The sequence below is a fragment of the bacterium genome (assembly GCA_035527515.1).
Classification (GTDB): Bacteria; B130-G9; B130-G9; order B130-G9; family B130-G9; genus B130-G9.
Genome location: DATLAJ010000086.1, coordinates 1 through 12,882 on the forward strand (window position 1 = coordinate 1; position 12,882 = coordinate 12,882).

Annotated in this window: 11 protein-coding genes; 7 read left to right on the forward strand and 4 right to left on the reverse strand. The window is 58.4% G+C overall.

Annotated elements, in window-relative coordinates; all coding sequences use genetic code 11:
- Positions 1 to 412 precede the first annotated feature (412 nt).
- From VM163_06405 to VM163_06435, 7 genes are all read left to right on the forward strand, one after another.
- Positions 413 to 763 carry a DUF1232 domain-containing protein gene (locus tag VM163_06405; protein HUT03506.1) on the forward strand — a complete coding sequence of 117 codons (351 nt, stop codon included), beginning with the start codon at positions 413 to 415 and terminating at the stop codon, positions 761 to 763.
- The gene (locus tag VM163_06410; protein HUT03507.1) at positions 760 to 1,596 is read left to right on the forward strand and encodes a ComF family protein; all 837 of its coding nucleotides are present in this window, start codon (positions 760 to 762) and stop codon (positions 1,594 to 1,596) included. The genes VM163_06405 and VM163_06410 overlap by 4 nt, the downstream gene beginning before the upstream one ends.
- Entirely contained in the window at positions 1,593 to 2,756 is a 1,164-nt protein-coding gene (locus tag VM163_06415; protein ID HUT03508.1) for a hypothetical protein, read from the forward strand. The genes VM163_06410 and VM163_06415 overlap by 4 nt, the downstream gene beginning before the upstream one ends.
- Before the next feature lie 71 nt (positions 2,757 to 2,827).
- Entirely contained in the window at positions 2,828 to 4,198 is a 1,371-nt protein-coding gene (locus tag VM163_06420) for an FAD-linked oxidase C-terminal domain-containing protein (protein ID HUT03509.1), read from the forward strand.
- Between the two features lie 88 nt (positions 4,199 to 4,286).
- Positions 4,287 to 5,354 carry a flavodoxin-dependent (E)-4-hydroxy-3-methylbut-2-enyl-diphosphate synthase gene (ispG, locus tag VM163_06425; GenBank protein ID HUT03510.1) on the forward strand — a complete coding sequence of 356 codons (1,068 nt, stop codon included), beginning with the start codon at positions 4,287 to 4,289 and terminating at the stop codon, positions 5,352 to 5,354.
- A gap of 212 nt (positions 5,355 to 5,566) precedes the next feature.
- Positions 5,567 to 6,895, forward strand: a complete 1,329-nt coding sequence (locus VM163_06430) for a 4Fe-4S dicluster domain-containing protein (protein ID HUT03511.1) — start codon at positions 5,567 to 5,569, stop codon at positions 6,893 to 6,895.
- Positions 6,896 to 6,920: 25 nt separating this feature from the next.
- Positions 6,921 to 7,790 carry a ribonuclease H-like domain-containing protein gene (locus VM163_06435; GenBank protein HUT03512.1) on the forward strand — a complete coding sequence of 290 codons (870 nt, stop codon included), beginning with the start codon at positions 6,921 to 6,923 and terminating at the stop codon, positions 7,788 to 7,790.
- On the opposite strand, the gene VM163_06440 is transcribed toward VM163_06435, so the two are convergent.
- From VM163_06440 to VM163_06455, 4 genes are all read right to left on the reverse strand, one after another.
- Positions 7,768 to 9,174 carry a glycosyltransferase family 4 protein gene (locus VM163_06440; GenBank protein HUT03513.1) on the reverse strand — a complete coding sequence of 469 codons (1,407 nt, stop codon included), beginning with the start codon at positions 9,172 to 9,174 and terminating at the stop codon, positions 7,768 to 7,770. The two genes, VM163_06435 and VM163_06440, sit on opposite strands and share 23 nt — an antisense overlap.
- Positions 9,175 to 9,575: 401 nt before the next feature.
- The gene (locus VM163_06445) at positions 9,576 to 11,480 is read right to left on the reverse strand and encodes a hypothetical protein (protein ID HUT03514.1); all 1,905 of its coding nucleotides are present in this window, start codon (positions 11,478 to 11,480) and stop codon (positions 9,576 to 9,578) included.
- Positions 11,481 to 11,544: 64 nt separating this feature from the next.
- Positions 11,545 to 11,967 (reverse strand): hypothetical protein, encoded by a 423-nt coding sequence (locus VM163_06450; protein ID HUT03515.1) that lies wholly within the window; start codon positions 11,965 to 11,967, stop codon positions 11,545 to 11,547.
- A gap of 22 nt (positions 11,968 to 11,989) precedes the next feature.
- Positions 11,990 to 12,475, reverse strand: a complete 486-nt coding sequence (locus VM163_06455; GenBank protein ID HUT03516.1) for a hypothetical protein — start codon at positions 12,473 to 12,475, stop codon at positions 11,990 to 11,992.
- Positions 12,476 to 12,882 lie beyond the last annotated feature (407 nt).

Genomic DNA, 12,882 nt, shown 5'->3' on the forward strand with positions numbered 1-12,882 from the left:
CGATATATTGCCCCTGGGCCTTCTCGTGCATAATCTGGCTCCACGCTTATGTCCTGAATCTCCATAAACTCATGCTGCAATTGTTCCTCAGCTAGCCAAACACCAGACCCCGTGTCAAATCCCCTCCACAATTCTGCTCTCCGCCTCCGTCAGATCGTAGAGCTCATAGACTAGCCGGTCGATCTCCGCGTCCGCCATGGCAATCTGTCGCCGCAACGGACTCCTTGTCGTTTAGTTCCCCGCAAGGGGGACAATACGAATAGCCGTAGGTTGCACTACGGCTACTATTGTGGCCCCCCTGCGGGGAACCGAGAGGCCATCAGTGTAGTGATCCACAACCCTAAAATCACACGAGGCGCTCGACTGCCCGCAGACCTTGTCGCTGACATCTTCGTTGAGGTATGATTGCAGGATGGTCTGGTGGAAAAGGTCTCCCAAGAACATGAGCGGATTGCGCAAGTCTGGTATTCCCAACTATGGGAATATAGTCTCATTTCTGTTTCATTTACCCAACTTCGCGAGGCTATATTGGTCTCTTTTCTGGGACAAAAGAGCGCCTATCCTGCCCAAACTCGTCCTTCTCCTAGCCATAATCTACTTCGTCTCCCCGCTCGACCTGGTTCCGGACTTCGCCATCCCAGGCCTGGGATACATCGACGACCTCGCCATCCTCATCCTTTCACTTCGATACTTCAACAAGGCGATGCCTCGAGAACTTTTGGCCGAGAAGATCGAGCAAATCGACCGGGACTTGAGGCAATGACACCCTCGACGCGCAACAGGCCCAGCATCTCACGAGCGATCGCAGCCCCCTTCCACGGTCTGTTTGAGCTCGTGTTCAGGTCGAGCTGCCTTCTGTGCGGCAAGAGCCCATCGAGCTCGCCGGTCTGTCCTGAGTGCGCCTCGCTCTTTCAGCGCCTGGGCGAGGCGTGCTGCGCAAAGTGCGGCAGGCCAACCTTTGAGCCGAGCGCGGTCGAGGACGTTCGCTGCTTCGTGTGTGAGACATGTCTTAAGGAACGGCCGCATTTTGATCAAGCATTCTCGATCTTCCTCTACGAGGGAGCGATACGGAACGCCATTCTGGCATTCAAGTATCAAAGACGCTTCAGCATTAAAGACTCGCTCGGCCCCCTCTTTGCTAGCAACCTCCCCGACCGTCTCAGAAACGGCGGGCCCGGCAATGCATTGGGGGCCGAGCTGATAATCCCGGTGCCGCTGCACGTCTCGCGGCTTCGGGAGCGCGAGTTCAACCAGTCAGCGATTCTGGCCAATTACTTGAGCAAAGCAATTAACGTTCCCGTCCAATACGAGGTGCTCGCGAGGATCAGGGCGACGGAGTTCCAGAGCACGCTTGCCCGCGCTAAGCGCATCGCGAATGTGAAAGGCGCGTTCAAGGTCACCCAGAGAAGAGTTGTCGAGGGAGCGAACGTCCTCTTGGTTGACGACATATTTACATGTGGCGCCACGGCTAACGAGTGCGCAAAAGTGCTCAAGAAGGCGGGAGCGAAGTCAGTGGTCGTTGGCACGCTCGCCACGCCGCCCCTGGGCCACAGCGGTGACGATAGCGATACCGAAGGCGAGGATGTGCCATTATGAGCCTCGTTGGCGCGATAGACCAGCTTATAGTCGGCCAGATGCGGATTCTATCGAGGGACCAGGACGTCCAGCATCCCCGGTTGACGCTGAAGGTCGGAGACGTGCTGAAGGGCAAGGTGTTGAAAGTTCTCCCGGACGGGCGTGCGATCGTCTCGTTCAAGGGAACGAGCGTCGTAGTTAGGCCCAAGGTGGCGCTATCGCCGAAAGAGGAGATACTCGCGAGAGTCCAGACCTTGGGCAGCGAGATAAGGCTCGGTCTTCTGTCTAAACACGCGAAGGTAGAGGGCGAATTCTTGCGCACACTCGCCCAGGCCTGGCGATCAAACGGCTCAATTGGAAAGCTTACGGACCTGTTAAGAGAGGCGGCCGCTCCGCTGCGTGCGGGAGGCGAACTTCGGTCAAGCGAGCTCTCGCTCATCGATCGGATACTAGCCCTTCTCGGGCCTCAAGAGAGCCCCGATCCTGCGGCGATCGCAGAGAGGCTATCCTCGCTCGCAAAAATGTTCGGGCTGATGCACGAGGCAACGATAGCCCGGGCGATTCTGCTTGGCACACCGTTTATGCTTCTCAAGCGGCAGCTTCAGAAGACGCTGAAACCGAGCCTCAAGCGGCTCGTCAACATGCTCTCGAGTAGGCTATCTGGCCTGACCGGCCGCGAGCCTGCGGCCAGGGTGCAAATAGAGCGGCTATTAAACCTATGCAGCAGCCTTTATGACAACGTCGAGTTTCAGCAGCTCGCCAACCATTTCCTGAACCAGAAGGGAGCGCAGCTTTACATGCAGCTTCCCCTGTTTTGGCAAGGGGAGAGCGGCGTGGCAGAGCTCATGGTCAGTTCTAGAAAAGAGGATGCAAAGGACGGGCGGATCAATCCGGACCGATGCCAGGTCTCGCTCTTGATCGATCTCTCTGGCCTGGGCCGAGTCAAGGCGGTCGCCGCAATTAACAATCGCACCGCAAGCTGCCTGTTTGCGACAGAGAAAGAGGCCGTAAAAAGCCTCATCGTCAAGCACTCAGCAGAGCTCGTTGACGGCCTTACCGCGGTCGGTTTCAAGACTGTCAGGTTGAGGGCAATGGTCAGCCTAAACCCGCTCCCGAGGCAGTTGGAGGCGTTTGGGGAGCTCTTCGTAACACGAGGCCCAGCCTTTGACGTCAAGGCCTGAGTAGCGCACACTCCGCCTCGTTTAATTCTCAATTGGATGGGTGCGAAAAGCTGGACAGGGCAATAAAGAGGATGGATAGAAAGCTCAAAAAACTGCTCAAAGGAATCGTCGGGGCCGAGAACTTCAGCGAGGGCGAGGCGGAGAGGTCCTGCTATTCCTATGACGCCACCCGGCTTCAATCCCAGCCGGAGCTGGTCGTTTGGGCAGAGACGACCGATCAGGTCGCCGGGGTCCTGAGGCTCGCCAATGAGCATCGGATACCTGTCTTCCCCCGAGGTGCGGGCACCGGCTTCACGGGCGGCTCGATTCCCACCGAGGGCGGGATTGCGCTGTGCCTGACAAAGATGAACCGCATCAAGAGCATAGACGCTGCAAATCTCGTGGCTACTGTTGAGCCGGGCGTTGTCAACGCCGACCTCAGGAAGGCGGTCGAGAACAAGGGACTCTTCTACCCACCCGACCCCGCGAGCCTCAACTTCTCGACCATGGGCGGCAACGTCGCCGAGTGCGCTGGCGGCCCAACATGTGTCAAGTATGGCGTAACCAGAAACTACGTGCTCGGCCTCGAGGTGGTCCTGCCGACGGGGGAGACGATCCGTGTGGGTCGTTCACTGGTCAAGAACGTGGCTGGCTATGACCTCGTCCGGCTCTTCTGCGGGTCCGAGGGCACGCTCGGGGTTATCACCGAGATCAACCTCCGTCTGATTCCGCTACCAGAAGCCAAGACAACGATTATGGCAGTGTTCCCCTCGGTCGCCGCGGCCGCAAAGACGGTCGCCCGAACAGTCGAATCGCGGATTCTCCCATCAGCGCTCGAGTTCATGGACCAAACCTGCATTCAGGCGGTCGAACGACACACCCAGATGGGGCTCCCCACGAATGCCGGCGCTATCCTGATCATCGAGGCCGATGGACCCGCACGGGTGCTTGCTGACCAACGTCAACGGATCGAGTCGATCTGCAAAGAATGCGGCGCGGTCTCGGTCGAATCTGCTGACGACGAAAATGCCCGAGAGGAGCTCTGGAAGGCGAGGCGAGCGCTCTCCCCAGCCGTATCAAGCCTCGCGCCTCGTAAGATCAACGAGGACGTTGGCGTGCCCCCTTCCCGGATACCGGAGCTTCTGCGGCGTGTGGACGAGGTGGCGAGGGAGATGGACCTCATCATTGCCAATTTCGGCCACGCGGGGGATGGCAACATTCACGTCAACATTCTCTACGACCCGGAAATAGATGGGATGCAAGCAAGGGCCGAGAAGGCTAGCGCACGGGTTTTTGAGGCCGCGCTTGAGCTCGATGGGACTATCACTGGGGAGCACGGGATCGGGATTACGAAGGTCAGCTTTCTTGAAAGGCAGCTTGGCCGGACGCAGCTTGAGCTGATGCGCGGCGTGAAGCGAGTCTTTGACCCAAACAACATCCTCAACCCCGGAAAGATTTTCTGATGCGGCTCGTCGCCACAGTGGCAGCCCTAGAGGAAGATGTAGAGCGCGTCCTGATGCACCTTAAACTCCTGGATTGGGGCTCTTAAGTATGCACTCCAGACGTCAAACTCGGGCGATAAGAGTTCGCAACGTGCAGATCGGCGGGGGCGCTCCGGTCTCCGTCCAGTCGATGAGCAAGTGCCCAACTACGGACATCGAGCACGTCTTGGAGCAGACCCGCGCGATGGCATTGGCCGGGTGCGACATCGTGCGCGTCGCGGTTCCGGACGAGGCGGGGGCGCACGCAGTCAAAACGATAGTCAAAGAGAGCCCGATCCCTGTCGTGGCCGATATTCATTTCGACTACCGGCTGGCGCTGGATACGATAGCGGCCGGGGTGGACGCGGTGCGCATAAATCCGGGCAACATGAAGCGTGATGCCCATCTTAGAGCCGTCGCGGATGCAGCGCTTGCGGCAGGGATACCCCTGCGCATCGGAATCAACAGCGGCTCGCTCGAACGCTCTCTCCTCAAAAAATACGGTGGCGCAACGGCCGATGCAATGGCCGAGTCAGCGCTTTCGTGCGCAAGGAAGTTCGAGCGCTGGGGGTTCACCAACATAAAGCTCTCGCTCAAATCACACGATGTGCAGGAGACCGTCGCCGCCTACCGGGCGGTAGCTGCCGCCTGCGATTACCCTCTACACCTGGGCATCACCGCGACTGGGTCGGGGCTCGAGGCAACGCTGAAATCTGCCATTGGCATCGGGTCGCTGCTCCTCGACGGGATCGGGGACACGATACGCGTGTCGCTCTCTTCGAGCCCTTTGGACGAGGTCGAAGTCGGCGTGGCCATCCTCAAGCTGCTGGGGTTGCGCCCGCACGGAGTAGAGCTCGTGGCATGCCCCACGTGCGGGCGCTGCAAGGTCGATCTGGTCAATTATCTTGCCACCGTCCGGGAGCAGCTATCAGGCCTTGATGCGGACATCACCGTCGCAGTGATGGGATGTGTTGTCAACGGCCCCGGGGAGGCCAGGCAGGCTGACATCGGCATCGCGTTCTCGGACGAAGCTGGCGCAAGCCTCTTCCGAAATGGGAAGCACTATGCCAGCGGCCCGGCGCGCAGAATGGTTGAGCGACTCGTGAGCGATGTGTGCCGGCGCGGGCACAAAGCATGACCCGTGCGGGTCGCGGGTGGCATCCTGTGCGGGGTAGTATTGCTACGGTGCCGGGTATTGATAAACACGGAATCCCAGGGTGAGGGTATGCCTTCTGATTCCTGCGTGCCCGACAGGCAGTCCATGTTTTTCGTTCTATATGTTACTGCGTATAATCTCTCTTGTCAGGCAATTGTTTGCCGCACTGAGCGGGCGGAAGGCTGAGATGTCGGATGGCTAGCAGGAATGAGATAATCGAGAGAGTTAGGGTGGCGGGCGTGGTGGGCGCCGGCGGGGGAGGCTTTCCCACGCACATTAAACTGGCGGCCCACGCTGACGTGTTGATTGCAAACGGCGCAGAATGCGAGGTGCTTTGCTATAGCGATAAGGCCTTGATGGCGGCCCATACTAAGGAGGTCCTCGACGGGGTATTGCTGGCTGCCGAGGCCACCGGCGCCGGGCGTGTTGTCCTGGCGGTCAAGGAGAAGCACTCGGAGCACATTGCATCTTTCAAGAAATATCTGAGAGCCTCGCCCTACAGCTCGATCGAGCTTCTGCCTCTTGCGGACGTCTATCCTGTTGGCGATGAGTTCGTGCTGACTTTCGAGGCAACTGGGCGAGTTGTGCCACAGGGCGGCATCCCCATTGACGTCGGCGTCGTTGTCCAGAACGTCGGGACGCTTTACAACGTCGCGCAGGCCATGAAGGGGATGCCCGTCATTGAGCGAATGGTGTCGGTTGCTGGGGAGGTCCCCCGGCCATCAGCCTTCCTCGCACCGCTCGGCGCCTCGTTCAGCGAGCTGCTCCGGGCGGCGGGGGTAACATCGCTGAGGAGGCTTTCCGTTCTCGACGGCGGCGTCATGATGGGGAAGTTGATCGATCCCGCCCGTTCGTTTGTCTCGAAGACAACCACCGCTATCAGTGTCCTTCCTGACGATTCAAGGGCGATTGTCGAGAGGTCGTCTTCGCTTGACCGCACATTTAGGATAGCCAAGTCGGTCTGCGACCAATGCACTTTCTGCACGGAGCTTTGCCCACGCTACATGCTCGGCCACACCCTGCGGCCACACCTGATGATGCGTCGGATCGGCTTTGCGCTATCGCCGTCCGACCTCGTTCTTACCGAGGCGCACTACTGCTCGGAATGCGGCATTTGCACGCTCTATGCGTGCCCTCTTGGCATCTCGCCGAGTCGCGTCAACACGTTCTTGAAAAGCAAATTTGCGCGCCCTATAACCAACAGTTCTAAACCCGAGCCGCGGGCGGAATACTGGGATAGGCGGCTCCCCTCGTCGCGATTGAAGACAAGACTTGGAATTGGGCGTTACGAGGCCATGCCGCCTGCCTACAAAGGACGGATTGCGGTTGAGAGAGTAAATGTCTTGCTGAGACAGCACGCAGGGGAGAATGCGGCGCCCGTGGTCTCTGCGGGGGCCAGGGTAAGCAGGGGGGAGCTGCTCGCTGATGTGAAGCCCGGCGTGCTTGGGGCGAGGATACATGCCCCCATCGGCGGGAGGGTCGAGCAGATAACCTCAGACGCGATCGTTCTAACAGCGGAGTGATTACTAGGGGCGCAAGATGCCGAAGATGAGCAAAGAATCACTCAGGCGGCTCGGTGAGCTGAACCGTAGTCGGCTCAAGACGTCAACTGGCCGGCCAACTGTTCACCGGGGCGTGCCTGAACATGGATTGGCACGCTCAACTATCTTAAATGGCGCCTCGCAGGAGTTCATTGACCCGCCGGAGGAGCTGCCGGGCCAAGAGATGCAGACCGAGAGCGGAAAGTTCCTGCTCATAAAAAGAAACTTGTCGGACATCTGGGGGGCCGCCGAGCGGTTCGTTGCACACTATCGGCTTGTTTTCGAGCGAGGCGCGATCGGAGTTGACATAGAGTCGCTGCACCCGGACCTCAGACAGTTCTGCGAGGTTGATCAGCGGCGGCTGGTTTACTTGGACATCGAGACGTGCGGTCTTTCCGCTGCTCCCGTTTTCCTGGTTGGGTTCCAATACCTGAAGGGAGCTCAAATGGTTCTGGAACAGCTGTTGGCTCGGGACTACTCGGAGGAGAGGGCGGTTCTGGAGTATTTCTGGGGCAAGATGGCGGATTGCGATGCGGTTGTAACCTTCAATGGCAAATCATTCGACGTGCCGTTTCTGAGGGACAGGGCGGTATATCACGGCGTGCCGTTCTCAGAGCCCGGTTTCCATTTAGACCTGCTTCACGAGGCCCGTCGGCGATACAGAGCTGAGTTCCCCAACTGCAAGCTCCAGACGCTCGAGGCCCGTGTGTGCGGCCGGCTGCGGCGCGGGGACATCCCCGGCGGTATGATCCCCAAGGCGTATCACGACTTCGTGAGGACTAGGGATTCACAGACTATCCGAAACGTCGTCCACCACAACGCGCTTGACGTCGTTACGATGAGCGAGGTGCTTCTCAGGATTCTCTCTGGCCTCTAGACTCCCGCTGTTTGATGCGCAGAAGCTTGTGTTTGACGAATTGCACCGTCCGCCAAGTTCGGGAGTTGAGAATCGCCTCGATCCGCCCTCTCAGGTATTTCACCTCGGAGTTTCTCTCCTTCAGTTCCTCGGCGGCTCGGTCGGCCTTCTCGCGCAGGACCTCTAGCTTCTCCTGCACCCTCCCAAGCTCCTTTGCCGCGGCAACCTGTTCAGCCGACATCCTTGCGACCTCGGACGCCACAGTCGCAACGAGGCTCGTTGACTTCCGAAGCTTCCGCGGCGAGCGGCAGAATGCGTCCAGGCCCTCAACGCACCTGTCCCAGGTGAGGTTTTCCGCAACAAGTCTCTGGGCGTTTGCCGCACGCTGCCTCAGAACATCTGGGTCTCGAAGTATCTCCTGCACAGCCTTTTTGACCGCGCCCTTCTCCAAGGGGTCAACTAACCATCCCGCATCATAGCTTTTCACAAGCTCTGATATCCAATAAAAGTCAGAGATAATAACGGGAATACCCAGCCAGAGATAAGTCGTCGTTCGCATCGGATTAGCCAGCCGCCGCTCGAGGTTGGGTTTCATAACATCAACTGCGCAGGCACATTTGCCCCATTCAGAGACGACCTTGTCAAACGGCAGAAGCCCCCTCACATCGAGCATTTCGCTCTCGCCAAGCCTGGACCTGGGGTCGATCAAACTGGAGTGAATCTCGGCCCAGGTGGGATGCTTGCCGGTGTAGATTACGAGTTCGCCCGACCGCGCGTCATCAAGCACAGATAGAACCTCCTGCAACGCGTCGAACGGATTCTGCCAGGGGTAGAACATCCCGGCGCTTATGAAGCTGAGCTCTCGGCGCTCGGGGATGGGCGGAAGATCGGGCGAGCAACAGATCGGGACGACTGTGTAAAGCTCCTCTTTGAGGTCCAATCCAGCGAGCATCCAAAAGGCCGAGAACCATGGAATCTGCCTGGGGCTGCCCAGAATGAACAGATCGGCCTTACTGTATTGGTCCAGCCGGCCCATCAGCACGTCGGCGGGGTTTGCGCCGGGCGTGAAGGTTGCCTCGAGCTCGATGTTTGCTGCGAGGTCGAGCACAGCTGGCACAGAGCAGGCAGAGTAGAACCGCATGAGATACGCAGTGGTAAATATAACCACGTCCGGGGACGCTTGGCCCACTATTGCGTCTATGTCTGTCATGCTATGGGCTAGCTGCAAGATGTCCGGGGGAATGCCCTCCTTGTTCCTCAGATGCTCCATTGGAAGGGAATATATTACTTCATGCCCCCTCGACCTGAGGCCCTCGCCGAGCGAGAACGCCCGTTGGCCGCCCCCGACAGCAGGATAGGGCAGCGAAGGTATCAACTCCGTCGTTGCAATCAGGACCTTTGCCATGATTCCCCAAGCTCGTCTATGATTTTGGTCATGCTCTTAAAATACGCTCATTATGCCCATCGCCTCAATGAGTTTTTAGCGGAGGGCGCTTAGCGCTAACTGTTATCGCTCGAGTGTCAAGATATACAATAGAGGACTTTGCCTATTCTTACCTCGGAAGCCGTATCCAAACAAAACCTCCTCACCATTTCTGTGCAGTGAACGCATCGCACAAGACATCGTCAGAGCTTGTCGATCTCGGCCAAGAGGCTCCCGCCTTCTTGACGTAGCCCTATGCCCTTCGCCTCGGCGACCTCTCTGGCCTGCTTGGCGTAGTTTGTGGCTTTCCCAGATGGTCAACCGGAGGACATCCCCGGCTGCCGCCCGGTTCAGCCGAAGAGACATTGGCGGTTTTGCCGCCGCTAAAACCTCCCGCGCTGCGCAACCCGAACGACGATCGTATAGCCTCCGATGATAGAGCCGTCAACGTTCTGCGCCAGCCGCAGATGATAAAGGGAGCCGGGTTTCGCCTCCCTAGGGACCTTGATGCGGACCTGGAGCTCGTGCCTGGCCTTGCCTCCCATCAGCCGATACGGCAGAAGGACGCCACCAAGCTCACGCTCTTGACGTTGCACGTTATCGGATATCAGCAGTATGCTCCGTCGAATGTGTTCCTCCATCGGGACCAGCCTCTGGCTCTTGCCCGCAACCGTCAGTACCACGTCCAATGCCGGGACACTCATAGGCAGGCCCATAAGAGGCAGGTTGGCGCCGTAACTAAGAATACTCTCTATCTTGCCTTCGACCGGCCTCACCTCTGACGGAGCCTGCACAACCAGCGAAAACATACGCAACTGCACAGGCTCCATCTGGATCACCCATACGTTCCGCATTGCGATGCTGTTGTCCCACGCTGGGAAGTCTGGCTCCCACGGATAGACGAGGGGATCAGGGTTGAAGCTGTCCTTGGGGTCGTCTCCCGGATAAAGACCCAGATACCCTTCCCGTTTCACAAAGACAACCGCCAAAAGGCACTGGTGCACCGGGACGATGCCCTGGGGTGTCCATGTCGCAATCGGCGCAAATACGGCCGGAGGACCTATCGGCGCCATCCCCGCATAGCCGGGTACACTGAATGGCCCTTTCTCCGCGATCAGGTTCCAGCGCAGCAGCGGCGGTGCGCCTACCGTCGCGGCCGTCCAGTAGTACCTTATGTACACGTTTTCAACTGCCTTTTCACCCCGGTTCCTCACTAACGCTGCGATTCGATTCGGCCGCCCGATAACCGGTTGTGGGTCGGGAATGTTGTCATACGGAGGAGCGTCCACCCAGATGTCCGGGCTCTCCCAAAACGCATTCACACAATACTGTTCCCCGTAGTCGCTCAGATGTGTCCTGATCCACAGGTCAGCAATCCCCTTCAACGGCGCTTCCTGGCGGAAGTAGTCCACGTCAGACATCCCGGGGACCCAGTATGTTGTCCAAGAATCATCGTGGTTGTGAATCACCTCCCAATCGCGCCCCAACTTGCTCCGAACTCGGATCTGGACAGGGCCCCCAGGCTGCCTGAGGACAGAATGCACCCGTCCTGTATGAAGCGTGAGGCCGTCAAAGACCCGGTAGTACCTTATGATGTCCCCGTGGCGGATGCCCTCGGCCGGGATACTGCGACAGTTGTCCTGTAGTATTTTGTCAACGTCGCTCGGCTCGCCGATGACAAAACGCCTGGGGAAGAACGTAAGGCCCCAGCAGTTGTATCTGTAGGTCCTGCCAAGCACTTCTGGTGAGCCTTGAAAGTGTTGATAGTAACACTGGTCCCTGTAGGAATCTGTGTATGTATCGGAGGGGCAAAGATAGACGCTGTGAAGCTCCCTCTCCAATCTCGTCCGGAGCCCCGCAACGCACGCATACGCGTCATAAGGCCCATAGCCCGGTAGCCCGAGCTGCCGAACCGTCTGCTTCACCTCGTCAGGCGTATAAAACATCCCAGGCTTCGTAGGCAGCCCGGCCTGCTCACGCACTACGTGCGCAGCGAAGTGCGACAAGAAGAAGCCCGGTCGGGCCAGTGAAGGTCCCAGTAGTTGTCCCAGCGTTTCGGCAGCAAGTGCAGGATCAAGCTTGTATAGCACACACGAAAGACACGTCACGCCCAGGTCGTCCTGCCGGAGTCCCTGCGCCTGGATTGTCCGAGCTATCTCCGGTGCAAGGCCAGCCCCAGCCTCGAGAAGCGTTTGAACCGCCGGTTCTCGCTCAAGCATTGCCAAAAGGGCCAGGACGGAGCTGGCCCTGCTCGCGAAGAGGAGACCCTCGCCACGGATAACATCCAAGATTAAACGCTCGTTTCCTGTCAGCTGTTACCCTCCCACGGCTGTTCGACGCTTGCGCTCTGTGTCAGAATCCGCCGTCTTCATGATATGCCGGCACGGTGTAGCCAGTTCCGGCAGCAAGATTCACTACGGCGCACAAAGGGTGAATCAATCCCCCATGCTGACACCTGAAAGCCGCATAGCCGAAACCGGCAGGCACGGGGACCCACTCGCCTACGTTTGGTGAGGTGGAGAGAATCAGCATTTCCCGCGGCGACAGCCTGAACTCTCGCCGCTCCGGCGCGAACGAATCGTGCATGCCGCGAAGCTCAATGTAGATCGTCTCCTCCGTGTCCTCTGACCCATTCACGAAGATAAAGACCGTTTGGCATCCATAGCACGCCTGCCAGTACGGGAAGATTCCCCGGCCCTTCGCGTCGTCCCAGCCTGCCGAAGCATTGAACGACAGCATGAAAAGGGCTGCCAGGGATAAACAAGCGATTCTCATCGGGCCCTTCGCCTCCTTGGGATTAGGCATACGGGCCATCGGCCATCACATCGTCCTCGGCCACAGCGATTATACGAGGCGCAACGCCTTCAGCGATCCAGTCCCCTGTTGTGTTGTCCAACTGATAGGAGCTCTCGCAGAACAGCTTCCGGACGCGCTCGATCCGCTGCTTCGTGAGCTGCTCATCGAGGAACGGCGTCACGCCTGAGTTGCTCTGACTGGCGCCAAAGGTCGCGCCCATCCGGCCGCCGCGAAGGGCTGTCGTATAGACCGTCAATGTCACGCCGGCATCCATCTTGATGATGCTGCCGGAGAGGTCGAAGAACGTGTCCGCGTCCTCCGAGCCGATGACCAGGTCCTTGCTGACGGCGTATTCATGATTGCCGTAGCCGCCGGGCGTCACGTATTGACCGACTGTGCCGTCCGCATCGAGGTCGGCCATCGTGTATGGGTCGTCCTGGCTGCCGCCAGTTACGAAGATGGTGTCGTTCTGGAACTCAATGCCCATGTCCTTCCCTCCTAATACTATCCGAGCATTATTGAGTATAATACGTAAGACTCAAATCGTATTTTACGCAACCAGAAGGGATTCTACCCCCCCCCAAACGCCGCCTGTCAAGCTCTTTTTCTTTGACCCCATAATCAGATTGGAAGTCATGGACGTTTCGGATGCAAATTATTCAGCCATTTTAATGGGCGATCGTGGCGGCTCTGGTCGTTTTGTGAGTTGCACCCTTTGGGTGGTTTGGTAGTGCGGTGGCGACACCGCACGCCAAATGGCCTCTGCCCGGTTAGCTCAATCTGGTTTTTGGGGAGGACGCTTGGATGTTGACTCGCTGCTTGTTGGCACCTATTCTAAGCTTAAGATAGAGAAATGTGGCTCGTCTATTAGGCGTGAACTCCCGAAGAGAAGTT